34 protein-coding genes and 1 riboswitch are annotated in these 24,192 nt (G+C 36.7%); of the genes, 26 read left to right on the top strand and 8 right to left on the bottom strand.

Features of this window, described 5'->3' with window-relative positions; all coding sequences use genetic code 11:
• Window positions 1-6 precede the first annotated feature (6 nt).
• Window positions 7-333: a hypothetical protein gene (locus MKX29_RS07330; RefSeq protein ID WP_341104884.1), complete on the top strand. Its 327-nt coding sequence runs from the start codon at window positions 7-9 to the stop codon at window positions 331-333.
• Between the two features lie 17 nt (window positions 334-350).
• The gene (locus MKX29_RS07325) at window positions 351-1,106 is read left to right on the top strand and encodes a class I SAM-dependent methyltransferase (RefSeq protein ID WP_341104882.1); all 756 of its coding nucleotides are present in this window, start codon (window positions 351-353) and stop codon (window positions 1,104-1,106) included.
• Window positions 1,107-1,156: 50 nt separating this feature from the next.
• Here the strand turns inward: MKX29_RS07325 and MKX29_RS07320 are convergent, their stop codons facing one another.
• Window positions 1,157-1,870 (bottom strand): class I SAM-dependent methyltransferase, encoded by a 714-nt coding sequence (locus MKX29_RS07320; RefSeq protein ID WP_341104880.1) that lies wholly within the window; start codon window positions 1,868-1,870, stop codon window positions 1,157-1,159.
• 237 nt (window positions 1,871-2,107) lie between these two features.
• On the opposite strand from MKX29_RS07320, the gene MKX29_RS07315 reads away from it, so the two are divergent.
• Genes MKX29_RS07315 through MKX29_RS07305 form a run of 3 tightly spaced genes read left to right on the top strand, consistent with a single transcriptional unit; the run spans window position 2,108 to window position 3,576 of the window.
• Window positions 2,108-2,464 carry an NUDIX domain-containing protein gene (locus tag MKX29_RS07315; protein ID WP_341104878.1) on the top strand — a complete coding sequence of 119 codons (357 nt, stop codon included), beginning with the start codon at window positions 2,108-2,110 and terminating at the stop codon, window positions 2,462-2,464.
• Window positions 2,457-3,002, top strand: a complete 546-nt coding sequence (locus MKX29_RS07310; protein WP_341104876.1) for a hypothetical protein — start codon at window positions 2,457-2,459, stop codon at window positions 3,000-3,002. The genes MKX29_RS07315 and MKX29_RS07310 overlap by 8 nt, the downstream gene beginning before the upstream one ends.
• Window positions 3,003-3,018: 16 nt before the next feature.
• On the top strand, window positions 3,019-3,576 hold the full coding sequence (locus tag MKX29_RS07305; RefSeq protein WP_341104874.1) for a DUF4256 domain-containing protein: 558 nt from the start codon (window positions 3,019-3,021) through the stop codon (window positions 3,574-3,576).
• Window positions 3,577-3,581: 5 nt separating this feature from the next.
• Here MKX29_RS07305 and MKX29_RS07300 read toward each other — a convergent pair whose 3' ends face one another.
• A complete protein-coding gene (locus tag MKX29_RS07300; protein ID WP_341104872.1) occupies window positions 3,582-3,770 on the bottom strand; it encodes a hypothetical protein in 189 nt (62 codons plus the stop codon).
• A gap of 60 nt (window positions 3,771-3,830) precedes the next feature.
• Between MKX29_RS07300 and MKX29_RS07295 the strand changes: the two genes are divergently transcribed.
• From MKX29_RS07295 to MKX29_RS07225, 15 genes are all read left to right on the top strand, one after another.
• Window positions 3,831-4,268: an HTH domain-containing protein gene (locus tag MKX29_RS07295; protein WP_341104871.1), complete on the top strand. Its 438-nt coding sequence runs from the start codon at window positions 3,831-3,833 to the stop codon at window positions 4,266-4,268.
• 24 nt (window positions 4,269-4,292) lie between these two features.
• The gene (locus MKX29_RS07290) at window positions 4,293-4,607 is read left to right on the top strand and encodes an antibiotic biosynthesis monooxygenase family protein (RefSeq protein WP_341104869.1); all 315 of its coding nucleotides are present in this window, start codon (window positions 4,293-4,295) and stop codon (window positions 4,605-4,607) included.
• Between the two features lie 82 nt (window positions 4,608-4,689).
• Window positions 4,690-5,388, top strand: coding sequence for a hypothetical protein (locus MKX29_RS07285; protein ID WP_341104867.1), 699 nt, complete (start codon window positions 4,690-4,692; stop codon window positions 5,386-5,388).
• A gap of 52 nt (window positions 5,389-5,440) precedes the next feature.
• Window positions 5,441-5,641 carry a hypothetical protein gene (locus tag MKX29_RS07280; RefSeq protein ID WP_341104865.1) on the top strand — a complete coding sequence of 67 codons (201 nt, stop codon included), beginning with the start codon at window positions 5,441-5,443 and terminating at the stop codon, window positions 5,639-5,641.
• Between the two features lie 201 nt (window positions 5,642-5,842).
• Window positions 5,843-6,352, top strand: a complete 510-nt coding sequence (locus MKX29_RS07275) for a phosphoribosylanthranilate isomerase (protein ID WP_341104863.1) — start codon at window positions 5,843-5,845, stop codon at window positions 6,350-6,352.
• On the top strand, window positions 6,339-6,536 hold the full coding sequence (locus MKX29_RS07270) for a hypothetical protein (RefSeq protein WP_322910250.1): 198 nt from the start codon (window positions 6,339-6,341) through the stop codon (window positions 6,534-6,536). Before MKX29_RS07275 ends, MKX29_RS07270 begins: the two co-directional genes overlap by 14 nt.
• Window positions 6,537-6,654: 118 nt before the next feature.
• Window positions 6,655-7,047 (top strand): MerR family transcriptional regulator, encoded by a 393-nt coding sequence (locus tag MKX29_RS07265; protein ID WP_341108224.1) that lies wholly within the window; start codon window positions 6,655-6,657, stop codon window positions 7,045-7,047.
• A complete protein-coding gene (locus tag MKX29_RS07260; RefSeq protein WP_341104861.1) occupies window positions 7,040-8,545 on the top strand; it encodes a class I adenylate-forming enzyme family protein in 1,506 nt (501 codons plus the stop codon). The genes MKX29_RS07265 and MKX29_RS07260 overlap by 8 nt, the downstream gene beginning before the upstream one ends.
• The gene (locus MKX29_RS07255) at window positions 8,542-10,218 is read left to right on the top strand and encodes an acyl-CoA dehydrogenase family protein (protein ID WP_341104859.1); all 1,677 of its coding nucleotides are present in this window, start codon (window positions 8,542-8,544) and stop codon (window positions 10,216-10,218) included. The genes MKX29_RS07260 and MKX29_RS07255 overlap by 4 nt, the downstream gene beginning before the upstream one ends.
• Before the next feature lie 957 nt (window positions 10,219-11,175).
• Window positions 11,176-11,358 carry a hypothetical protein gene (locus MKX29_RS07250; protein ID WP_095371010.1) on the top strand — a complete coding sequence of 61 codons (183 nt, stop codon included), beginning with the start codon at window positions 11,176-11,178 and terminating at the stop codon, window positions 11,356-11,358.
• A 10-nt stretch (window positions 11,359-11,368) separates the two neighbouring features.
• On the top strand, window positions 11,369-11,689 hold the full coding sequence (locus tag MKX29_RS07245) for a cytochrome C biogenesis protein (RefSeq protein ID WP_341104857.1): 321 nt from the start codon (window positions 11,369-11,371) through the stop codon (window positions 11,687-11,689).
• Window positions 11,690-11,930: 241 nt separating this feature from the next.
• Window positions 11,931-12,176, top strand: a complete 246-nt coding sequence (locus MKX29_RS07240; protein WP_251163406.1) for a DUF4190 domain-containing protein — start codon at window positions 11,931-11,933, stop codon at window positions 12,174-12,176.
• A gap of 133 nt (window positions 12,177-12,309) precedes the next feature.
• Entirely contained in the window at window positions 12,310-13,737 is a 1,428-nt protein-coding gene (aspA, locus tag MKX29_RS07235) for an aspartate ammonia-lyase (protein ID WP_224938292.1), read from the top strand.
• Window positions 13,738-13,892: 155 nt separating this feature from the next.
• A complete protein-coding gene (locus MKX29_RS07230; protein WP_341098313.1) occupies window positions 13,893-14,195 on the top strand; it encodes a hypothetical protein in 303 nt (100 codons plus the stop codon).
• A 1-nt stretch (window position 14,196) separates the two neighbouring features.
• The gene (locus MKX29_RS07225) at window positions 14,197-14,391 is read left to right on the top strand and encodes a helix-turn-helix transcriptional regulator (protein WP_341104853.1); all 195 of its coding nucleotides are present in this window, start codon (window positions 14,197-14,199) and stop codon (window positions 14,389-14,391) included.
• Between the two features lie 355 nt (window positions 14,392-14,746).
• Here MKX29_RS07225 and MKX29_RS07220 read toward each other — a convergent pair whose 3' ends face one another.
• From MKX29_RS07220 to sigY, 4 genes are read right to left on the bottom strand one after another with little or no spacing between them, the layout of a single operon-like run.
• Complete coding sequence (locus tag MKX29_RS07220) at window positions 14,747-15,061, bottom strand: YbjQ family protein (RefSeq protein ID WP_224938289.1); 315 nt, start codon at window positions 15,059-15,061, stop codon at window positions 14,747-14,749.
• Window positions 15,042-15,260: a sigmaY antisigma factor component gene (locus MKX29_RS07215; protein ID WP_224938288.1), complete on the bottom strand. Its 219-nt coding sequence runs from the start codon at window positions 15,258-15,260 to the stop codon at window positions 15,042-15,044. Before MKX29_RS07215 ends, MKX29_RS07220 begins: the two co-directional genes overlap by 20 nt.
• On the bottom strand, window positions 15,247-15,606 hold the full coding sequence (locus MKX29_RS07210) for a YxlC family protein (protein ID WP_341104850.1): 360 nt from the start codon (window positions 15,604-15,606) through the stop codon (window positions 15,247-15,249). Before MKX29_RS07210 ends, MKX29_RS07215 begins: the two co-directional genes overlap by 14 nt.
• Window positions 15,560-16,117 (bottom strand): RNA polymerase sigma factor SigY, encoded by a 558-nt coding sequence (gene sigY / locus MKX29_RS07205; protein WP_341104848.1) that lies wholly within the window; start codon window positions 16,115-16,117, stop codon window positions 15,560-15,562. Before sigY ends, MKX29_RS07210 begins: the two co-directional genes overlap by 47 nt.
• Window positions 16,118-16,410: 293 nt before the next feature.
• Between sigY and MKX29_RS07200 the strand changes: the two genes are divergently transcribed.
• The 4 genes from MKX29_RS07200 (at window position 16,411) to MKX29_RS07185 (ending at window position 19,487) form a co-directional block, all read left to right on the top strand.
• Entirely contained in the window at window positions 16,411-16,761 is a 351-nt protein-coding gene (locus MKX29_RS07200; RefSeq protein WP_341104846.1) for a VOC family protein, read from the top strand.
• 175 nt (window positions 16,762-16,936) lie between these two features.
• Window positions 16,937-18,004, top strand: a complete 1,068-nt coding sequence (locus MKX29_RS07195; RefSeq protein WP_341104844.1) for a serine hydrolase domain-containing protein — start codon at window positions 16,937-16,939, stop codon at window positions 18,002-18,004.
• A gap of 765 nt (window positions 18,005-18,769) precedes the next feature.
• Window positions 18,770-19,246 (top strand): DUF2975 domain-containing protein, encoded by a 477-nt coding sequence (locus MKX29_RS07190; RefSeq protein ID WP_224938283.1) that lies wholly within the window; start codon window positions 18,770-18,772, stop codon window positions 19,244-19,246.
• Window positions 19,247-19,256: 10 nt separating this feature from the next.
• Window positions 19,257-19,487 (top strand): helix-turn-helix domain-containing protein, encoded by a 231-nt coding sequence (locus MKX29_RS07185; RefSeq protein WP_341104842.1) that lies wholly within the window; start codon window positions 19,257-19,259, stop codon window positions 19,485-19,487.
• A 560-nt stretch (window positions 19,488-20,047) separates the two neighbouring features.
• Here MKX29_RS07185 and thiT read toward each other — a convergent pair.
• Window positions 20,048-20,626, bottom strand: a complete 579-nt coding sequence (gene thiT, locus MKX29_RS07180) for an energy-coupled thiamine transporter ThiT (protein ID WP_341104840.1) — start codon at window positions 20,624-20,626, stop codon at window positions 20,048-20,050.
• A 101-nt stretch (window positions 20,627-20,727) separates the two neighbouring features.
• Window positions 20,728-20,832: riboswitch (TPP riboswitch) on the bottom strand.
• Window positions 20,833-20,967: 135 nt separating this feature from the next.
• On the opposite strand from thiT, the gene MKX29_RS07175 reads away from it, so the two are divergent.
• Window positions 20,968-21,210 (top strand): hypothetical protein, encoded by a 243-nt coding sequence (locus MKX29_RS07175; RefSeq protein WP_251163040.1) that lies wholly within the window; start codon window positions 20,968-20,970, stop codon window positions 21,208-21,210.
• A 27-nt stretch (window positions 21,211-21,237) separates the two neighbouring features.
• The gene (locus MKX29_RS07170; RefSeq protein ID WP_307315715.1) at window positions 21,238-22,212 is read left to right on the top strand and encodes a M23 family metallopeptidase; all 975 of its coding nucleotides are present in this window, start codon (window positions 21,238-21,240) and stop codon (window positions 22,210-22,212) included.
• An 888-nt stretch (window positions 22,213-23,100) separates the two neighbouring features.
• Here MKX29_RS07170 and MKX29_RS07165 read toward each other — a convergent pair.
• Window positions 23,101-24,072: a phosphotransferase gene (locus MKX29_RS07165; protein WP_341104837.1), complete on the bottom strand. Its 972-nt coding sequence runs from the start codon at window positions 24,070-24,072 to the stop codon at window positions 23,101-23,103.
• Window positions 24,073-24,192 lie beyond the last annotated feature (120 nt).

Genomic DNA, 24,192 nt, shown 5'->3' with positions numbered 1-24,192 from the left:
AAGGGTATGCGGCTGATAATAACACTTTGTGGTTCAACCAAATTTAAACAACAATTTATACATACAGAAGCGACATTGACTTACCATGGTCATATCGTTTTAAGTCTTGGTTTCTTTGAACATAGTGATGACATTTATTTATCGAATGAGAAGTTACATATGCTACAAGAGTTACATTTAAGAAAGATTGATTTGAGTGACGCCATTTATGTAATTAATGAGGATGAATACATTGGAGAGAGTACACGAAAGGAAATACAATACGCAAAGAGTAAAGGTAAAGACATTTATTATTATTCATCTAGTAAAAATAAATTAGACATGCTCCTTTAGGAAGGATGTGAGAGTCATTGTTAAGTTATTATAGTAAACTTTCTGCTGAAGTATATGATTTAGATAAAAATATAGGTTCAACATTTGGAGACATTGCCTTTTACCGAGATAGATTAGCTACTTGTAAAGGCAGGATTCTTGAACCTGGAGTGGGTACGGGGAGGACGCTTATTCCCCTTTTAGAAGCGGGTTTTACGGTTGAAGGGTTTGATGTATCAGATGAGATGCTCCGTATATGTCGGCGTCATTGTGCAGAAAGGGGGCTTGAGACCAATGTATTTAGTGGGAAAATGGAGTCGTTTAGTTTACCAACAAAATATGAAGCGATAATTATTCCAACAGGTACTTTTCTATTGCTGCATGAACGAGAGGACTCTATAAAGGCATTAAAGAATTTCCACCACCATCTCTCGACAGGTGGAAAGTTGATTGTAGATATTTTTTTACAACCGGGCGTTACTCTAAATCAAGCATCGACTAAGACATGGAGAACAGAAAATGGCGATGTAATTACGCTGGAGAAAAAGGTGATTGAAGTCGATTATATAGGACAGTACACAGTTTCTCACCATCGTTATGAAAAATGGAGAGATGGGCAGCTGATACAAACAGAATTGGAACATTTTCCCCTACGTTGGTATGGAGTCGAAGAGTTTAAGACCATTCTTGAGGCAACGGGTTTCCACAGCATCATTATTTCAGCCGATTATGAACAAGGGCTATATCCTACTAATGCTCATCAATCGATTACATTTGAGGCAGTAGCGAAATAGAGCAAGCATGCTAAAAAAATCCAGTGACCACACCACTGACTTTACTCACTTTATTTCATACAGTGAAAAACAAAACTAACGGAATCATCATTCGCTTGTTTATCTTGATAATCTCCGTAACATGATTTGATCGTAAACCCGGCTCTTGTTAAAGAGCCTTCAATATCTTTGAGCGTGCGAAACCTTATTTGATGCTTTCTCCTAGTGAAGAGTTCACCGTTGTCACAATACTGAACGGTCTCATAGAAGGTGAAAACATCATCTTCCATTCCTTCATAGGAAGAAATAATGGTAAGTTTCTCTCCAGTATAGGGATGATTTGTATAGTCAGGTGTCTCATCCTCCATCCAGTTCTCCCATTCTTTTGCATGAAGGTTGCGGCAATCAAAAATAAGGGAGCCATTAGGTTGTAAAGCCTGATGGATATCAGAAAGCGTTTTTGCCCAGCTTTCATCTGTTAAAAATACTTGGGCAACATTTGCTGTCATGATGACAGCATCGTAGGTGTTTGCCTGCAAGAGTCGACTATCGCCTACGAGCCATTGGACATTTGTTAACCCTTTACCTTTAGCGACGTCGATCGCCTCATTATCGGGATCAATTGCCGTAATTTCATATCCCTTCGTATCTAAGTAACTCGTTAATCTCCCTGTACCACATCCTAAATCTGCTAAATGATGAATCTGTAAAGTGTGAATGATAGATAATAAAAATTTATCTCCCGGTCCCATTTTGTACATTTGGTCATATATCAAAGGTATCATCTTAGTGTCCAGTCTCCTTTGGAAGTAAATAAAGGTTTACAATTGTATATTTCAATTTCGACACTAGTAAAAGCAAACCCTTTAAAGGAAATGGCTTTATCTAATCGAATAAATAAGTGAGGTGTTTTTCTATGACGAATCTCCCCATTTACTGTAATGGCATAGCCGTTGTTTTATTAAAAAAGTATGAGAATGATACGTTGGTCCTGCTTATGAAAAGGAATACAGAGCCTTTTCATGGCGAATGGTGCTATTGAAGAAGATGAGAAGGCAAGGGAAGCAGCATTAAGAGAAGTGAGAGAAGAAACGGGCCTACCGGATATTCGTTTATATGTCAGCAATACATTTGAGCAATACTATCATCCAAAAAGTGATTTTATCTATATGGCGCCGGTTTTTGTGGGCTTTGTTGGCGAAGAAGAGCAGGTGAAGTTGAACGAAGAGCATAGCGATTATGCCTGGTTCACATTCGAGGTGGCACTTCAGCAAATAACTGTGCCTGGCAATGACCGCGTGCTTTCTTTTATTGAGCAGCATTTTGTAAAAGCAAAACCGTATACACAATTGGAGGTCAGGTGGTGGCTAGATGAATAAGGAATTCTATATTATGACTGAAGCCTGTCCTGCGTTAAATTTTTTTATCTATATTCAAAATATATATGGTAATCAGACGAAAAAGAATGAGCGCAGATTTCCTTATATGATTAGAGAGTATGCTTTTAGTCAAAACTTTGAAGATAGCTATAAAGAGAAGTGGGCAGAAACGGTTCAGCTTGTGGCGGAGAATCGATTTAATGGAGAAAAATTATTTTATAATTATAAAAACTTCTTTTTTGAAGGCTTGTTTATGGATTATATAAGCTTTAATGAAGTTTATCAATCTTTTAAAGTATGGTGGCAGAGTCTAACGGGGAAACTGGCCGTCACAAGGACAGTAGATGAAGAGATAAGTAATATCTATCGTGATTTAGCTGAGTCTTCCCCAAGGAAAACCTTGTTTGTACAGGTTATATATGATGATTGCTTCTTAGGGGACTTGATGTGTCAACCATATTTTTGTATTGTAACGATGGAGCAATGCTTACATGGAAAAGAAAAACTACTACAATTCGTACGAAAAAGTATGAGATAAAGGAAGGTTAAAAAGAATGACTAAAAAGTTATCAACAGAAAACCAAGAAGAGTTATTATCCATTTTAAAATTACGTTTTGAGAAAAACTTGGAAAGACATGAAGGTATTGAATGGGAGAACGTGCAAGAAAAACTAGTAGCACAGCCAGACAAGCTGTGGTCCCTTCATGAAATGGAGAGAACAGAAGGTGAACCTGATGTGGTGGGCTATGATGAATCCACATGCGAGTACCTCTTTTTCGATTGTTCAAAAGAAAGTCCAAAGGGGCGCCGCAGTGTTTGTTATGACAGAGAGGCACTTGAGGCAAGAAAAAAACATAAGCCAGAAACGAGCGCGATGGATTTAGCAAATGAGATGGGCATTACAATTCTTACTGAAGAACAGTATGAATCATTGCAGCAGCTAGGAAATTTTGACCTTAAAACATCTAGCTGGATACAGACTCCAGAGAATATTAGAAACCTCGGAGGTGCATTATTTTGTGACCGCCGCTATGATCATGTATTTGTCTACCATAACGGCGCCGATTCATACTACGGGGCTAGAGGTTTCCGTGGTGAGTTAAGGGTTTGATGTTGTTAATGATTGATGGTTTGAGAAAAGCTAATATGACTCCAAACCCACGTTTGAAAAATGGCATCTACTCTGTTCTCTAGCTCTTCGGTTGCCATCTGTTTATGTAGAGATAGTTCTTCAAGCGTAAAGGTTTCGGTAAGTGGTGAAGACATTCCTTTTACTTGCATGGAGAATGTAACAGTCTGATTCATAGAAAAACCTCCTCAAAATGGATTATTATTACCATTATATACAAATAGGTGGTGCTGTACTTGAAAGATCCACAAAGGCTTTTTTCCATTAATGACCCGAGGGATTTTATCACCGTGTTGATGAATGAGTTGAGAATGGATGCGCAAACATTAGAGAAAATATCTGGCATTAATCAGATGGCTATAGAGAAGTATAGAAAAAAAGATAGTACTTGTGATTGGGGAGAGCTTCATGGTGTAGATAGACGTATGGACTTCAATCACCTTTTAGCTTTATTAACTTCTGGCATGTTTGCTTGTGATGTGGATAGTCGTTTGCAAGCGGTCATTGACGTTTTGCAAACAAATTATGGTATTAGTGTCAAAACGATTTCTATTTATACAGGAGTGAGCGAAGAAGACATCAAGAATTTTCTTGCTGATCGCAACTCGGTGTCTGTTGAAACGAAATATAAACTAGCTGTGCCTGTACTATTTTTACATTATATTTGTAAATAATATCTTATTTATTGGAGGTCAATCATGCAGGAGCTACCATCAACATATTATGCTGTGATCTTTACTTCCAAAAGGACAATTGGCGATAACGGATATGAAAAAATGGCATTGGCCATGGAGGATTTAGCGCAAAAGGAAGAAGGCTTCCTCGGGATCGAAAGTGCCAGGGACTCACAATTAGGAATTACTGTTTCATATTGGGCAACATTTGAGGATATTAAAAGGTGGAAGGACCATGCGGCCCATAAAGTCGCACAGGAAAAAGGAAAATCGGACTGGTATGAGAACTATCAGGTGCGTATTTGCAAGGTGGAAGAGAGTTATGGTTTTGAACGATGAAGTCTACTTTAGAAGTAGGCTTTTTTATTTAGAATTGAAACTATTTACCATTTTTTTCGTATGTAAACGAAGGGGTGTTTGGTTGGTTAAGTTAAATTTATTATTTGTTTTGCTATCGTTCATTTTGTTTGTACGCTTCATGCTGTTTAATGCATTTAACTTGTGGCATTGGGCTACGATATTTTTATTCCCAACAACCGCGCTTATTATTTATTTAGTAAGTAAACGGATGGCTGGAAAAGAAGATAACTATCAACCTCCCGATAAAGACGGGTGGTCGTTTTATCATCTGCAACGAACATTCATGAATAAAAAGCCGCTTTTTAAGGGTGAGGAAAAACGCGGTTTCATTCAGCAATATTTTACGCAGAGATGGCAATATGTTGTGAGTGATATCTTTGATTTACGCTGGTATTTATCTTTGCGCATATATATAGAAGAGGATTCCTTTGATGTACGTTGGAAAAGAAGTAGGGGGTTTTCTCAACAGGAGCAATGGCTGATTTACAAAAATGGTATCGTAATTGGCAAAGCTAACACAGTAATGAATGTGAAAAATATGTCTAAGCTGAAGGAAGTGATTTTTTTTGAAATAGAAGAGGAAACCTGGACCACAAATGCATTGACGATTACTTCATCGATCTCGTTAATGAGAGATAACAAGAAAGAAGGCTTACTGCGGCGTAATCATTTGATAAGTAATGTACAATCGATAAATGTAACCGACGATCGATCAGAGTATATCATGTCTCTCATCCTTCACTCTTATTATTTTAAGTAACATGCTATGACAAATGAGGCAAATTGAAACTAATAGAGAGCCTGAATAAGAAATGAGTCGGGCAAAAGAGGAAATCAGTACTAGTCGAGAGTCTCAGCAGGAAATGAGTCGGGCAAAAGAGGAAATTAGGACTAATCGAGAGTCTCAGCAGGAAATGAGTCGGGCAAAAGAAGAAATCGGAACTAATCGAGAGTCTCAGCAAGAAATGAGTCGGGCAAAAGAGGAAATCAGGACTAATCGAGAGTCTCAGTAGGAAATGAGTCGGGCAAAAGAAGAAATCGGGACTAATTGAGAGTCTCCACAAAATATGAGCAAAACAAAAAGAAAATCAAAGCCAACAGGAAAGAGTAAAGTGAAAGGCATACATCGCAGAAAAATCGCAGCATGATATGAGAGTAAAATGTACATAATCTAGTAATCTTAAATCATTATCAAAGGAAAAGGGGGGCCACATGTGGACAGTCTTAAATTTAAAGAGTTTTTAAGAATAACAGAAGCGCTGAATCAAGTGAATATCATTCCTTTGTTAATGGGTTCGGTGGGGCTTGAGCATTTGACAGGAGTGGATTGGCAAGCAAGAGATTTAGATATTCATGTGCCAGGTGATGAGCGAGGGTGGGCCGTACCTCCGGATCAGAATGTTTTTGAGTGGCCAAAGATTGTTGATGTGATGGTATCGCTGGGATATCAATTAGTCGATTTGCATGAACATGAATTTATGAAAGAGGGTTTGTCGGTTGAGTTTGGAATTATCGATACGTTACCTAGCTTTGCTGGAATTCCCTTAGCAGAATTAATGCTACAACAAGTTGATAATAGTAAGTATTATTTATTAAATCACGAGCAATATTTAAAGGTTTATCAAGCTTCTTCTAAAGATAGTTATCGTGCTGATCAAAATAATGATAAAGATAGGGAGAAAATAACTTATTTACATAAGGGGGGAAATCATGCTAAAGAATAGCCTTTCTTTTGCGGTGATCTTCTTTTTAACGGGAACGATATGGCAATTAATAAGTAGTCAGCCCATTTCTTGGTTTGAGAATATAATGGTAAGTTTATTGGTGTTTCTTGGGTATCTATTTTTTGAATGGACCAACATTCCTTTTGATTGGAATAAAAAAAAGCATAAGAACAGAGAAGAATGATATCTAAGACAGATATCATTCTTTTTTGTTTAAATATAAGAATTTTGATAATAGACAAAAAACATTTGAAGTTAACGTTAACGTCAATTGTATACTAAGAAAAAGGAGGTGCTGATGACTGAAGACAATACGTGAAGTAGCTGCAAAATTTGATGTTTCCACAAGGACGATTCGCTATTATGAAGAGCTAGGGTTAATTAGCTCGACTCGTTCTGAAGGCAATCATCGTTTGTATACAAAGAAAGAGTGTGCCAAGTTAAAGTTGATTTTTCGTGGAAAGCGGTATGGTTTTTCATTGGAAGAAATTAAAGAAATGGTGCTGCTATTTGATTATGACAGAACCGGTATGGCCCAGTTAGAACGTACGATTACTTATGGTAATCAGCGCATCAAGCAAATTGATCAAGCCATTGAAGAACTGTTGGAAATGAAAGAAGAGTTGCTGTCTTTGAAGAAGAGCTTTAGTGAAAGGCTCGAAAAACTAGTAGAAGAGAGGGATCGTCATGAATAGTTCGCAATTAGTCGCAAGAAATGCCAGAAAGTATCCTCAAGCACAGGCAGTAATTGGTTTTGAAGGAAGTCTTACTTTTCAAGAGTTAAACGATAAAGTAAATGCGCTTTCAAACGGTTTATTGGAAAGAGGAATTGATAAAGGAGACAATGTCTGTTTGTTTATGCCTAATACATTTGAATTTATCATTACCTATTTTGCTGTGCAAAGAGTGGGTGCTGTTGTTATACCGATTAATGCCAAGTTCACATTGGATGAGGTGCAGTACATTGTCGATCATTGTGAAGCGAAAGCTATTTTCGCACATGAGATTATTTTTCCAGCAGTTGAGAGTATTGAAAAAGTACCATTGAAGATTAAAACGGGAGAGCATGCGCAGAATTGGGAAAGCTTTGAGCAGTTATTGGCCCTTTCTCCTGGAAAAGAGGTTGAGTGTAATCTAACGGAAGATGATTACAGTACCATTCTTTATACATCTGGAACTACAGGTGATCCTAAGGGTGTTCTTTTTAGCTACCGCAATATTTTAACAGTGGCGCAAATGATTGCGGTTGAAATGGAAGTAAAACCAGATAGTAAAATGCTTTTAATGATGCCATTAACGCATTCAGCCCCCCTACATTTATTCCTCATGTCAGCAACGGTTGTCGGGGCAGCAGTTGTCATTACTCCTACCTTTACACCAGACCTACTTTTGAAAGCGGTTGCAACTTACCGAACAACACACTTTTTTGGTGCACCGGTCGCTTATTTACTGACCGCACAACACCCAGAAATAAAAAACTACGACCTATCAACGATGAAATGGTGGGTTTACGGAGGAGCGCCGCTTGCCAAGGAACAAATTGATCTTATTGCTGAAAGATTTCACACGGATCGACTAACAAGCGTGTATGGCTTAACGGAAGCAGGACCAAGTGGCGCCATCATGTTACCTGAAGAGCATGGAGAAAAGACAGGTAGCATTGGTATGCGAGCACCCCTTCATACCGAGTTAAGAATTGTTGATGAACACGGTCAAGTGATCCCGGCAGGTGAAGTTGGAGAAATTGTCTTGCGTGGAGAAGGCAACATGGTGGGTTACTACAAAAATATGGCATTAACAAAAGAAACATTTAACGGTGACTGGTTAAAGACTGGGGATTTAGCAAGACGGGATGAAGAGGGCTATATATGGATAGTCGATCGTAAAAAGGATGTTATTATCTCAGGTGGTGTAAATATTTATCCTAAAGAAATCGAGGACGTTATGATGAAGTATCCCACTATGCAAGAAGTTGCGATTATCGGTCTCCCACACCGAGAATGGGGAGAAACCGTAACAGCCTTCTTCTCAGCAACAGAAGAGGTAAATAGTGAGGAGCTCAATCGATTCCTCGTTGACCATCTAGCAAAATATAAAATCCCACGTTCCTACCATCAAGTTGACATGTTGCCAAGAAATGCGTCAGGAAAAATATTAAAAAGAGTGTTAAAAGAAGGGGTGGAGCAAGTATGAAAGTATTGAAGGAACCGGAAAAGAAAAGTGACTATGCGACTAATTTTTTCAAAGAAGACGAGACGTTACTTCATATTTTAAGAGAAAAGCTTCCTCCTGCGTTTTTTGATTACGCAGTTGAAAAATTAACAGCGTACGGCGCGCAATGTGCTGGTCCGATTGATGAACGTGCTAAATACACTGATCGAGAAGGACAACCAGTGCTAAAACAGTATGACCGCTATGGTGAAGAAGTTTCTGAAGTGTGGGTGAATAGCGGCTACAAACAAACAGTAAAAGAATCATACGGTACGGGTATGGTGGGCTATGTGCATAAGGAAATCCCTGAGCTTGGTAGAAAAGGCAACTATATTTACAGTTATGCGCAAGGGTATCTCCTTTCACAAACAGAGCCAGGATTTTATTGTCCAGTTACTTTATCAATGGCGACCGCCTATCTATTGGATCATTATGGGAATGAAGAAGTGAAGAAACGCTTTTTACCACATCTGTGTGCAACAAATGCTGATGAGGAATTATACGAGGGAGCGACTTTTTTAACTGAACGGCAAGGCGGGTCAGATGTAGGTGCAAATGTCGTGAGAGCAGTAAAAGAAGAGGGACAATACCGGTTGTTTGGTGAGAAATACTTTGCTTCCAATGCTGGCCAATGTGGTGTAGCAATGGTGTTAGCAAGAAAGGAAGGCGCCAAAGAAGGAACGCGGGGCTTAACATTGTTCGCTGTTCCGTGGAAAAAAGACAATGGCGAGCTAAATCATCTTCGCATTAGAAGATTAAAAGATAAATTGGGTGTGCGTGCTGTCCCATCTGGAGAAGTAGAATTTGATGGTAGTGTTGCCTATGCAGTTGGCGATGAATCAAAAGGTTTTTACTATATGATGGAAGCATTAAACCTTTCTCGGATATGTAATGCTGTCGCATCGATCGGCATCATGAAGCGAGCGTATGAGGAAGCAAAGCAGTATGCCATAGCTAGGGAAGCGTTCGGTCAAAAGTTGATTGATTTGCCAATGATTCAACAAACACTTTCTCAACTTAAGGCAAAGCTTGAGGTAGAAGTCGTCGCAATTTTTGATTTAGTAGAACTATACGACAAGGTTGTAGCGGGTGAGGCAAGCGATTCGGAGGTTATTCTACATCGACTCTATATTGCCCTTTTGAAAAAAGAATCAGCAGAAAATGCGATTCATTTTGCCCATGAAGCAATAGAGATGCATGGAGGAAACGGTTATATAGAGGATTTTATCACCCCAAGGCTTTTACGAGATGCCCAAGTGCTAACGGTATGGGAGGGCACGGCGAACATACTCGGTCAGGAATTAATCCGTCTCGTTAATAAATTTTCTGCAGACGAACTATTTATCAATCAAACGTTTGATCGAATTGCTTTACTAGCTAAAGGTGAACAGACCGCACTCGTTGAAGTAAAGTTTGCTGAAGTGAAACAACAGCTGGAACAATTCGCTAAAGCTGATCCCCTAGTGCAGCAACTTCAAGCGAAACCATTAATGAAAATAATGGCTCATCTTTATGAAAGTGTCATCGCATTAGAATATGCGCAGAAATTTAAGGGTAAATATGAAGCGATCGCCGAACTCTACTTAAAGCAAACTTGGGGGAGTGTTGATGGAGAAGAAACACGGGTTTTGGAGTTAAGTAAGATCGTTATATAATCAGTTGCATCCCTAGAGTGCTAGGGGTGTTTTTTTATATTTGGGTAGGGGGATGAGATCTGAATCAGGTAGGGTGGTATATTGAGGGAAAGGATTAAAGGGTTAAATAATTCGCCAGTAAGTTTGCTCAAAAGAGAATGTCCACTCAAATGGGTGGAAGGAGGGCAAGAAGTGTTGTGAAATGGGGAATAAGAACACAAGAGTAATGAAAACCACAAGAATGTGTTTGTCATTCAGAAATAAGAACACAAGAGTAGAGAAAAAGGCGAAGAAGTGTTGTGAAATGGGGAATAAGAACACAAGAGTAATGAAAACCACAAGGATGTGTTTGTAAATCAGAAATAAGAACACAAGAGTAGAGAAAAAGGCGAAGAAGTGTTGTGAAATGGGGAATAAGAACACAAGAGTAATGAAAACCACAAGAATGTGTTTGTAAATCAGAAATAAGAACACAAGAGTAAAGAAAAACGCGAAGAAGTATTGTCAAATCAGAAATACGGTCACAAAAGTAATGAAAACCACAAGGATGTGTTTGTAAATCAGAAATAAGAACACAAGAGTAGAGAAAAAGGCGAAGAAGTGTTGGGTAATGGGGAATAAAAACACAAGAGTAATGAAAACCACAAGGATGTGTGTGTAATTCAGAAATAAGAACACAAGAGTAGAGAAAAATGCGAAGAAGTGTTGTGAAATGGGGAATAAGAACACAAGAGTAATGAAAACCACAAGAATGTGTTGTCAAATAAAAAATGCGAACATAGCAAGATGGATAACACCAAGCCACCAGCGAAAATTAAAATATTAGCTTGATTTAGCAAAAACCCTAATGCAACTCATGCTAATGCCGTAACCCTGACTCAGACTTAAGACTAATTTTTACTTTTTGAAACTAAATGTCTCACAAAATCGTATAGAATAGTAGAGAAGAATCTAAAAAAATCCTGGGGGGGATAAAAGATGTCTACAGGAATGCTATCAATTATTGCAATCGCATCTATCGTTATATGGCTTGCGGTATCGAATGAAGTTTTAAAAACGGAAAATAGTCGCTCGAAGTTAATTACTTTGATGACTGCTGGCACTTTAACAACAGTGATATTGACTATTTCGCTTTTTCAAAGCGTGTCTTTTAAATGGTAGGTGAAACTTCATGGAATTTGAATTTGTAAAAGTCGAAGTTTTAATACCAGGCGAATATATTGTGAGATTAAGAGATGAATTGAATGCAATAGGAACATTAACAGTAGGGAATTATGATCATGTTATATCCTACTCAGCGGTAAAAGGTTACTATAGACCTTTAGAAGACGCAAATCCTTACTTCGGCCAAATTGGGAACATCTCGTTTGGGACTGAATGTAAGATGGAATTTCGTTGCCTATATAGCCAGATGGAAGAAGTGAAAACGATCATCAAACGCATCCATCCATATGAAGAGCCAGTGATCTATTTTCATCCGGTGTTCGTTTAATATAAGGTAGGCCAATATGGAAGGTTTATGATTTAAACAAAGCTTGATTATAACCAATTCGGGCCGATTGATGATGACTAGGTTCGTGAAGTTTTTACCTTGTGTAATTCCGATCCCAAAAAATGTATCAAAAACCTCTTAGAATGAACCTCTCTCATCATTTGAGCCATTTTTCCGTATATAAATATTTATCGTGTAATAAGATGAACCTATAAGCTTACTTTTGAAAAGAGGCGTACATGTGTCAAAAGTTCATCTCTCTCTTATTTTAGGAATACTTTCTATCATCACACCGTATATTGGACTTGTTATAGGTATCTTTGGTAGCATCTATGCATCAAAGTTATTGTGCAATATTAATGGACCTGAAGGAAGAAAGTTAATTTCTGCTGGAAAAGTATGCAGTGTGATTGGTATTTTCCTTCATACTATTCTGCTCATTTTATTAAGTTTTTCTCTTATTATTTTTTTCTTAACCAGTGTGTAAGCAGAAAAAATCTTTGTGGCTCCCCGCCTTTATAAAAGAATTAGACTGTGCTATTATTTAGGAGGTATATCGTCTTAAAGCAAGATGATATATCTATAGTTAAATGATGAAAATAGGCGAGGCGAAAATAAAAATGTCAAATGATAAAGTAAGGATTGAAAACGATTTCTTAGGTTCGAAAGAAGTGCCAATAGATGCATATTATGGTGTTCAAACCTTACGTGCAGTTGAAAACTTTCCAATTACCGGATATCGCATTCATGAAGAGCTGATCATCGCAATTGCTATGGTTAAAAAGGCAGCCGCGTTAGCAAATATGGACACAAAAAGATTATATGAAGGGCTTGGCAATGTTATTGTTCAGGCTGCTGATGAAATTATTGAAGGTAAATGGCATGATCACTTTATTGTTGACCCGATTCAAGGTGGCGCTGGGACATCCATTAATATGAATGCCAATGAAGTGATTGCCAATCGTGCGCTAGAGTTACTAGGGAAGAATAAAGGAGACTATGCACTACACTTAAGTCCGAATAGTCATGTCAACATGTCACAATCAACAAATGATGCTTTCCCAACAGCGATTCATATTGCTACATTGAATGCATTGGAAAAACTGACACAAACGATGGAGCATATGCTTGCGACATTTAAGGAGAAAGCGAAGCAGTTTGATCATGTGATTAAAATGGGTAGAACACATCTGCAAGATGCGGTTCCGATTCGTCTTGGACAAGAGTTTGAAGCATACAGTCGTGTAGTCACAAGAGATATTAAACGGATCCAGCAATCTCGTCAGCATTTATATGAAATCAATATGGGGGCAACGGCTGTAGGAACGGGACTAAATGCAGACCCTATTTATATTGAAAGTGTTGTTAAACATATGGCTGAGATTACGGGCTTACCTCTTGTTGGAGCTGATCATCTTGTCGATGCGACTCAAAATACAGATGCTTATACAGAAGTTTCTGCAGCGTTAAAAGTCTGTATGATGAATATGTCTAAGATTGCTAATGACATTCGTTTAATGGCATCAGGCCCACGTGCTGGTCTAGGCGAAATTTCATTGCCTGCGCGTCAACCAGGTTCTTCTATCATGCCAGGTAAAGTGAATCCTGTTATGCCTGAAATGATTAACCAAGTGGCATTCCAAGTCATCGGTAATGACCATACCATTTGCCTTGCATCCGAGGCAGGACAGCTAGAATTAAACGTAATGGAGCCGGTACTTGTTTTTAACTTATTACAATCAATCAGTATTATGAACAACGCTTTCCGTGCTTTTACAGATTACTGTTTATCAGGCATTGAAGCGAATGAAACGCGTTTGAAAGAATATGTAGAAAACAGTGCAGGAATCATTACAGCAGTGAATCCACATATCGGATACGAAGTCGCAGCACGCATCGCGAGAGAAGCAATCATCAATGGCAAATCCGTTCGTGAACTGTGCTTAAAATACGATGTGCTTACTGAAGAAGAATTGGATCTTATCTTGAACCCATACGAAATGACGAACCCAGGTATCGCGGGTGTGTCTTTGTTAAATAGAGATTAATTTTAATGCTTAGAGTTGATAATGACTCTAAGCATTTTTGTATTTCAGACATTAGCGTGTGTTGGTCTAAAAAATGTATAAAGTATTTTACATTTTTGGAGGGTGTTAGTATAATAAGTGTCAAATACTTTTTACATTTTGAAGGAGGAATCATTTTGAACGGGATTGTTATTATCTTTTTTTCACTGCTAGTTTTAAGTTTGATACTCATTTTTTTTACAATCAGTACGTTACCTCAGCTCGGTGATGAAAGGAAAAAATTAATTAAAATGAAAGCACAATCTTATTCCTTTGCAGTAGTTATAGCCGTGTTAGTTTTTGAAATGGGGAAGAAGGTTTATTCAGCTTTTTGGGGAAGCAACACTTATGAAGGAATCTCACCATTCTCCTTTCTACTAAGTATTTGCATTATCTACTTGATTACTTTACTTTTTTATAAGAGAAAATACGGTAATTAAGATGAAAAACCGAATTCGTGATTTAAGGAAGTCAATGAAACTATCGCAGGAGGATGTAGCGAAACATTGCAAAGTAACGAGGCAAACGATTAATGCTATTGAAAATAACAAATATGATCCAACACTGCAGTTGGCGTTTAATTTAGCCAAAGTATTGGATACCACAGTAGATGAATTGTTTGTGAGTGAAGAGTAGAAAATTGGATAACAAAATAATAAAGGGAGTTGAGGATACTGGAAGAAAATCAAAGGTCAAAACTAGAGCTGTATCAGGCGAATTATGCATCACTCGTCACTGCGTTACTTTGTCTCTACTGTGCCTATGTCAGTTGGGGAGAGAATTGGTTTTTAGTATTTTTTTTTAGTGCTGGTATCATTATTTGTGGGACATTTGCTTGCTATGATATTAAAAGAATGATACAGCAGCGGAGGCTTAAGCGTTAGAATTAGGGTTAGGAATTTGCCCAATCCTTATTCTGAATAGATTTAAGGTACTCCGCAAAAAAAGCTGTCAAGAAGTCGACAGCCAACAAATATATATAACCTCTTGTTTACTCCACATACACCGCCGTACCATAAGCCAATATTTCACTGGCGTTTGCCATTATAGCTGACGTTTGTAAACGTACACCGATAATCGCATTTGCCCCTTTTTCTTTGGCATGCTCTACCATCCGACCGATTGCTTTCTGGCGAGATTCCGTCATCATATCTGTATATTCCGAGACTTCTCCACCGACAATCGTACGTAATCCGGCCACGATATCTTTTCCAATATGTTTCGATTGGACTGAATTTCCCCTAACAAAACCCTTTAACTCTTTTATTTCTTTACCTGGTATTGTTTCAGTAGTCACGATAATCATTTAATTCATCCTCCTCTTTTCTACGAACGTTTCTTACGATGATATAGAATATTAGTGGTACGGGTGCTTGAATTAAGGCGATAATACCCCAGAACCAATGATTCATCCCATTTTTCTTTGCATTAGTAAATAAAAAGATACTTTGTGATAATAAAATAATAGCTACTAAGAATAGTAAAAAGAAATCAATATTCGTCATGTCGTACCTTCTCTCTATGTTTTTGGATTTGCAGCAAGGTATAACAGATGACTAGAAGGACTGTAAGACCTTGTAATGTGATAAAGACAACTGGTATTTGGGTTAATGTTGTAAAAAATAAAACGAGAATAAGTGTTGCTATTCCGCCGAATAAGAGTAATTCTCTTCGCCATTTTCTACTAGCTGCATCCTTTTTAGCGATGACCATTTTTTCAAACCAATCTTCACTAGGAGTAGAGATGGGGTTATTTTCCTCAAACTGTGCAAAAGAACGTGTCATTTCTTTTGAAAAATCTTCTTCATCCTTGTTTGATAGGGTTTTCCATTGTTCCTGGGCCTTTCTCATCTTCACCCATCTCCTTTCGAATGGTTTTAATTCCGCGGTGAACTCTAGATTTTACTGTTCCTTCAGCAATTCCAAGCATTTTGCCAATCTCATCATACGCATAGCCATAATAATGTTTTAAAATAATCGGCACTCTTAATTCATCTTCTAATTCAGCGAGAGAAGCTAATAAGAAATCCCAATCCTCATTTTGTGACTGTGCCTGCCATTTTAATTTCCGCATATGCTGTGCTTTAAAAGCATCAGCTCGCTTTTGGCGCCTTTTTTGATCGATATATAATTTTGTGCCAATGGATATGAGCCAAGTGGAAAATTTCGATTTTACCTGAAATTGATTTAATTTTTCAATCGCTTTTGTCATCGTCTCTTGTGCCAAATCCTCAGCTTCTTCTCGATTAAGGGTGAGCTTCATTAAATAATGAACGAGAAGGGGATAACTCTCTTTAAATAAGTGAGCTAACGCCTGGTTATCGCCTTGTTTCGCTGCTTTAATCCATTTTTTCTCTTCCAAACCTTGCCCCCCTTTTCTATGGATTTACTACTATGACGATTAGTGTTCTCCTTTCGTTCACGAAAAATAAAATTTTTTAAATGGAGATAGAGATTATCTCTTGTTATCGCATAGAAGTTATGTGTGCATGAATAAAAATGTAAATGATTTTCTATCATGTGCCTTTATAAAAAAGATGTACCAGAATTAGCTACACTTCGATATTTCACTAACTGGGACAGTATAATTCAACAAGAAGGGGATATTTAATACATGACGAATTAAACCTATATAGCTAAATTTGGAGGTAATCTATGAACCCTATTTTAAATCAAGTTGGTACTGTGTTTATTCCCGTAAGCAACATTGAAGAAGCTCGTAAATGGTATTGTGACATATTAGGTTTATCAGCAGATGGTGAAATATTATTTGGTCATTTGTATATAATACCTATGAACGGAACAGGAATTGTATTAGATAGCAAGATTTATTCAGAGGATAATATTTTCAAAACTCCACCTTTTCATTTGAATACTAATAATATAGAACAAGCATATGAGTATATGAAGGGTAAGAATGTCGAATTGACAACAGAAATTGAGCATAACCAATGGTTTAATTTCAAAGACCCTGATGGGAACCATTTAATGGTTTGCAAATGTTAAAACTGTTGCAGTTAGCATTCGCGGCATAAGGCACATTGAAATGATCAATCTTTTTTATAAAAAATTCATATAAATTTAAAAGTATTACGCCATTTAGATTCAATCTTTTTTCAAAATGGCGTTTTTGTATTTGTTAGTAACGGCGTTTAGGAATAAAATTAGTGGGGGGATGTCTGTGCAAACAAAACAAAGTGAAAAAGTAATCAATTCAATTGAAAAATCATTTAAAAAACAAGTCCAAAAAAACAAAAATTTAAAGAGTGCATTTTTACTTGTTCATTCTGAAAAGAAAGGTATCCATTTAAATATCGCAGAAGGGTCAATGAATCCAAAACAGCCAGCATATATGGCAAGCGTAGGAAAAATATTCACGTCAGTTTTGGTTAGTATTTTATATGAAAACGGTCAATTATCATTCGAAGACGGTATTACCAAATATTTAGATCGAGAATTAGTCAAACACCTTCATGTTTATCAAGGTAAAGATTATACGAATGACATTAAAATTAAACATCTACTAAATCAAACGTCTGGTTTGTATGATAATTTCCGTCCATTACTTGAAAGGCTTCTGGATGATCCAAACTTTACCATAACCCCACAAGAGGCAATTACTTGGGCAAAAACACATCAAAAACCTCATTTCCCTCCAGGTAACGGCTTTAAATATACTGATACAAACTATCATCTATTAGGCTTAATCATAGAAAAAATAACAGGAATATCTTTTCATGTAGCTATGAAACAATATATTTATCAGCCCCTCAGTATGATGAATTCATCTGTGTTACACTATTCTAATCCATTAGACAAAGATACCCAACATTTAGCAGACTTTTATATTAATAAAAACAACCTAACTAATCACAAAGGATACGCAGGTCTCGACTATGCAGGCGGTGGAGTAGTATCTACTGGAGAAGATATGTTGAAATTTATGAAAGCGTTAGTATCCTATCAATTATTGAAAAAGGAAACGCTTGAGAAAATGATGAATGATAAAGCAAAGTATGGGGTAGGAATTGAGTATGGGTATGGAATTATGCAGTTTAAATCAGTTCCACTACTCATGCCGAAAATATTTAATGTCTGGGGACATGCAGGTGCCACAGGAGCCTATTTATTTTATCACCCTAAGATGGATACCTATTTAATTGGTACTTTTAATGACTTTTCTTATGAAAGAAAAGGTGTCAAATTTATGTTAATGAAAGTAATAAACCAATTGAGTAAAATTAAATGAAAGAAATGCGACTTCTTATATTCAGTTAAAGGGCACGTTTGTGGAGTAACACAGGCAGAAAATGATCAAACTCTTTTATAAAAAACAACCTTAAAATTGGTATAGAAGAATCCATTTTGATTAATCTTTCTTCAAAATGAATTCTTCTTTTTTACCGTAAAATAAGGATTTACGAAGTGTTTTTGCTCAAGCTCTATTTCAAACTACACATACAATATTCCGTTTTGTGTAAAAATAACACATTAAATGAGAGAGATGTGCGAGGATTTTATACATATTTTCATTCATTTTTTATAAAGAACAATTCGTGCTTTATCACTGTTTGTTGGCATGTATATTTCATGGCTAACAAAAGCGCAAACGAAAAGCCAGTTCCCACAAGGGTTCTAGCTTTTTGGAATTCCCGATAAATGAGACGTTATGTTTACTAGAATGTATGGGCGCTGTATATTTCTTTGTCAAGAAAGGTTTGTATTGCAAGGTGTATTATTACATGAGGTTCGCTTTACTGCTCTTTTTTAAATGAACAAAAGTATAATAATGAAGATAATTGAATGTTCGAAAATGAGATACTTTCTAATTTGTTGAACGATTTATAAATCCAATAGTTAAAGCATTTCTTTGTAATAAGGAATGCTTTTTTATATTTGTCTAAAATTCAAAGATTATAACAACAAATTAATAATGATTAGGAACAAAAAAATATTGTGAAACGATAAATTTTATATTAAAATCAAATAGAAATAAATAAGTGAGGTGCTTTTTATGAAACGTGGTTCAACACTCTTTTTAAAAATAGCCGTTTTCTTTATTGGTACTCCCGTTTTTTCCTTGGGTATAATTGGGTTGATTTGGTTACCTAATAATCCGGCAAATCCAGATTATGCCTATATGTTATATCCCATTGTAATCGGAATGTATTTATCGGCAATTCCCTTTTACATTGCACTTTATAAAGCTTTTAAGCTTTTAAGTTATATTGACAAGAATCAAGCTTTTTCGCAAATTTCCGTAAAAGCTTTGAAGCATATAAAACTCTGTGCAACCATATTCAGTATCTTATATGTGGCAATTTTGCCATTCGTTTTTATGTTAGCTCAAGTAGACGATGCCCCAGGTGGTGCAATAATCGGAATGGTCCCTATCTTTGCTTCGATGGTAATTGCAGTATTCGCTGCAGTTCTGGAAAGGCTTTTACAAGAAGCGATAAATATAAAATCAGAAAATGATTTAACGGTCTGAGGTGAAGGAATTGGCGATTATAATTAATATCGATGTGATGTTGGCGAAAAGGAAAATGAGCGTCACAGAACTTTCGGAGAGGGTTGGAATCACGATGGCTAATCTTTCTATTTTGAAAAATGGAAAGGCAAAAGCGATTCGGTTATCCACTTTAGAATCCATTTGTAAGGCTTTGGAATGTCAGCCAGGCGACATATTGGAGTACAAAAGCGACGAAGAACTCAAGAATAATAAAGTATAGAAAATAAATTTATTCCATAATCGGGGTAGCGTCAGGAAAATGCGATTTTACAACGTTAAGAAATTACAATATTAAAAAGCCCAATTTCTACAGCATTAAAATTTCTGTTATTTCGATTGAGAGGAATCATGAAGAGGCACTCTTATATCGGCATAAAGGGGAATTCAAATGAGCTAATGATGTGTATCATTAGCTCATTTCGTTTGCGTTTCCTTTATATTCGATATTAATAAAATTTCTCCTATCACACTCAATCTACTTCGTGATATAAACTATCGAGTCGGTTGCCAACTTCCTGCAGATTCGGCGTTGTATAAATCATGGTCTTCTTCGGATCATCATGGCCGGCCAGAAAATAGAAGAGATGATGGAGGTTTGCCTAGCTGCTTTTGACGCTTTCATTTTGGAAGTATTGTGAAGAGTCGATTGCATGGTTATCTTACTGAATATCATGGCGATGTACATGCCACCCTGATTCCTCAGTTCCATCATCGTGCGAAAATCTCCCAAAAAGTTATCTTAAAAAAAGGCCCTGAGTTTCCCCCAGAGCCTTTAGATGATTAATATGCTTTTTTCAGAAGGACCTTATTGGCTGTTGTGTAAAGCATGACAACGACTAAGGCACATACGATAAAGGTAGGTAGCATATATGTTCCGTTATATACGAGTGAGTAAAGTGCGACAGGTTGATCTGCCGGAGCATAGGCACCAAATAGGATAATGCCTGATAAATAATGGCATAAAAAGCGTAAGAAACTTCCTAAGAAAACGCCACTAATAACATACATGTTTGCTTTGCCAAATTGGCCGTCTTGATAATTTTGTACAACTTTTTTCATATAGATGCCTGCGAGTCCGACAACAGCAAAGGCTACGAAATAGTCAATGATCCATGAGGCGAAATGAAAAGGAACAGCTCCTGTTAAGATTTGTAGTCCTCCTAATAATAAGCCCGTTAAGACGCCACCTTTAATACCCCAACGAAAGGCCATTAAGAAAACCGGTACCATAGCAAGTGAGATGGACCCACCTTGTGGCCAAAATCTCCCCATCAGTAAGCCCGATAAGAAATCAAGTAATAATGCCAAAGCTGCAAATATAGCAATTTCCACCATAAAAAGTGTTTTATTTTGTTTCATGTTTTTCCTCCTTCTCCGAAAAGAGAAGCGAACGAGTAAACCTGTATTACTTTTTTATGAAAAAAAGCAATACATAGGCGGTGATGGATGCCTAGTATTGCTCATATCCAAAACCACGATCCCTACGCTAGCATTATCTAACAGGTTCTTAGGGTCAGAACGAACTCGCTCACTCTCAGCCATATTAGGCTCCCCTTGTGGAAATATTAAATTTATCCTCGGTTAGAATATACTATGACTTTCATCATAATTCAAGAATCTTTTTTTTGGTAAGAGAAAAACAGATTATTTGTGAAACTTATTCCCGAGTTAGTCGTAAAAATAAACGAGGAGTGATTTACATGAAGAAGGTTTTTGAAGTGAACCATCAGGGAGATCATATACTAGTTGAGAATTACTGGATTAATGGTGAAAAGCTATATGTAAATGGCGAATTACAGGATGAAAATTTAGGACTTGCTATAAGAGGAGATTTGGAAGGAAAGTTAGAAGATTCAAGTCGAATTAAAGTAACTATTGGTGGTTTTTTAACTATTAACTGCAAAATATTTCTTGAGAATCGTTTGATTTTCTCTTCTATATAAAGAATAGAAACCTAGGGGGTAGATGGAATGGTCGGGTCAATGGATCCTGATAGGTTTATAGATCATTGGTTAAGAGAAGATTTTAAAACAATTTATGAAGCAACTTCAAAAGTGTTTCAAGGAATGGTTTCATTATCGGCATTTATTGAGATGAGCGCAGCTTTTAATGAAGGTGTGCGTAGTTATCATCTTACGTCACGGACGGATGTCTTAGGCATTGGTCAGTTCGTATGGGTAGATAACTCAAAAGCAAAAGCAGTTGTGGTTGGTTTCGATGATAAATATACAATTGTCAGTTTCTATTTGAAACCCTACTTTGTCTTTCCAGAAACAGATAAGATTTATACAAAGAATGAATACATTATGCCAGTGATGGATGATTGGTTTGTTTTCTGGGGTGGCACAAATGAATTTATTAATTACCATTACGTATATGAACATCAAAGGTACGCGTATGATCTATTAAAGGTGAAGGATGGCTCTACATATAATGGTAGACCTGAAAAAAATGAGAGTTATTACGCATTTGCAGAGGAAGTTATCGCCCCTCAAAATGGCAAAGTAATAAAAGTGGTTGATGGTCTCGATGATAATATTCCAGGGCAGATGGATGAAGAACACCCCCCAGGCAACTATATTGTGATAGAGCATGCGCATAAGGAATATAGTATGATTGCTCATTTTAAAAAAGACAGTATCATTGTCCAAGAAGGAGAGGAAGTTCTTCAAAAACAATTACTTGGCAAATGTGGGAACTCGGGTAACTCTTCTGAAGCGCATATCCATTTTCAAATCATGGATTCAGAAGATCTTCATAAAGGAAAATCAGTTCGCATTCGTTTTAAAAATGGTGTAGAACCGATTCAAGGAGAAATCGTAACAAATCATTTAACAAAATATCTTAATCGATTCGAAGAGAAGTTCGACAAGGTTGAAAATACGATGACAATAGCAGACTATGTTTTTGCCGTTCCCAGAGCAATTATCCAGCTTTTTAAATAGAGAAATACAGTTAAATGGAGGTCGCTTGTGCAGGCCTCCTTGCCCGCAATTCAATCAACCATTTATTTAAATCGCAAAAAAAGTGGTTTGATAATGCTCTTTTCGTAAGTCTCAGTGCGGTTTTTTAACGTATCAACTAATAACTGGATACTGTGATTCAAGTTCGTTCCTTTGATCAACACATAAGAGAAGGAATGTTTTTCTTAAAGCCTTCCAGCTTCTACAGGCCGTATGTCAACTCATCTTTTATAGTTACCTCGGAAAATAAGGAGCGTCTAAGCTACTTTTTACATTCCTCTTTATACCTTGTGTAGAGCTGATGAACGTCGATTTGACGCTAATTTGATGTAATTCAATCAGGTGCCTTTTTCATGCCCTACTCTTGGTCATATAAATCCTCTATCGAATGAAAATGCCTTTCCATATGTGGGTGAACAGAAGGTCAATAAGCAATCTTCTGCAAAGGGGGCCTGAACAACTCTTTCGCATAGGTTTGCCCTTCCACAAGCCGATGTCTACTTCTTAGGGTGCCTGCCACTATCAATTACTTATTCGGTATTGCCAATTGTTACATGATAAGATAATTGATCATGAGTTGCTTGTAATTGTGCGATAACGCTTGGCAAAATACCTTTACCAATCTTAAAGCTAGGACCCGATTCGTATAAACCCTAAGGCAACTTGTTTTTTTCATATAATTATAGAACCTCTCCACACTCAAAACTGAATAAGTGTTAAACAAAAGTAGAATAAGCTCTAGGTAATGATCATTCTAAACGTAGTCATATGAAACTAAATAAACGTGCGCCGATTGAATATCGACACACGTTCACTGTTCAGCTTTTTATGTTGTCTACTTGACAGGGACAAGACAAAAGATTGCGTTTTTTAAACTAACTTCATGGCTAAAGAATCAACATTCTTATTTAGCCATGCTAACTGCTTTGTTGTCAGCCTAGCAATTTTTAAATATTCTTTTGGTAACTTTCCATATGGTTCGTAAAAATTACTGACAGCTAGCTGAAAGAAATACAGATACGGCATATGGAACAAATCGTACTTAGTCAAGGTAAACCATTTTGAATAGTTATCTATATAACGTTTAAAAGCATTAGATTCAATTTTTCCACTCTTAGCAACAGGGTCCGCATAAGCGAAAGACATCATTACTTCCCAACATGCAGGTAAATGACAGGCGTCTGTCCAATCAATTGTATACAATTTTGTTTCCTTACATATGATTTGAGAAGTATAATAATCTCCATGCGAATTAGTACATGTAAACTTAGAATAATCAAACGTATAGTTATTAATTGTATCTAGATACTCTAATCGGTTAATAATATCTTTCATAGTTGTCGTATCGTTTGACTGTTGTGCTTTTTTAAAAGTCCTGAGGTAGGATTTTTTTGCCTTAATAATTTGACCGTTAGTAAACAATTCTTTATTAATCATTCCTGTTTTTAATTTGGGGGTTTGAGATAATACATGTTGAATTTTTCCTAAATTTTGAGCGGATACATCCTTAAACCAGTCAGTTCCATTATTTAAGTCATAAATTTCCCCATCTATATATTCTTGTAAGTGGTATTTTTCCCCGTTTATGGAGAATGAATAAGTTCCTTGATTAGATTTAATAACTTGTGCTACAGGAATTTCGTTTTCGTAAAGGTACTTAACCAATTTGCCTTCTATTTCGGTATCTTGAATATAGGAAGGAATACGTTTTAGAACGTAACTTCCTTTAGCTGTATTTAAATAATAGGTTGCAGATATATTATGATCGGTAAGTTGTGTCATGTGAGTAATTTTTAAATCGAACTGTTCGTTCAGTATATCTTTCATTATATAAAAGTTCATTAATTACACTCTCCTCGATGAATTATTTTTGAGAAAAGCTATGAACCAGACTTAAACATAAGTTATTCAAACAAAAATCCTCCTTCATTAATCTGATTAATATTCTATAAAGCATATAGA

It is taken from the genome of Cytobacillus sp. FSL R7-0696 (assembly GCF_038006865.1).
GTDB classification, from domain to species: domain Bacteria; phylum Bacillota; class Bacilli; order Bacillales; family Cytobacillaceae; genus Cytobacillus; species Cytobacillus kochii.
The sequence above is the reverse complement of the archived record's forward strand: the minus strand, read 5'-3'. Positions and strand labels throughout refer to the sequence as shown.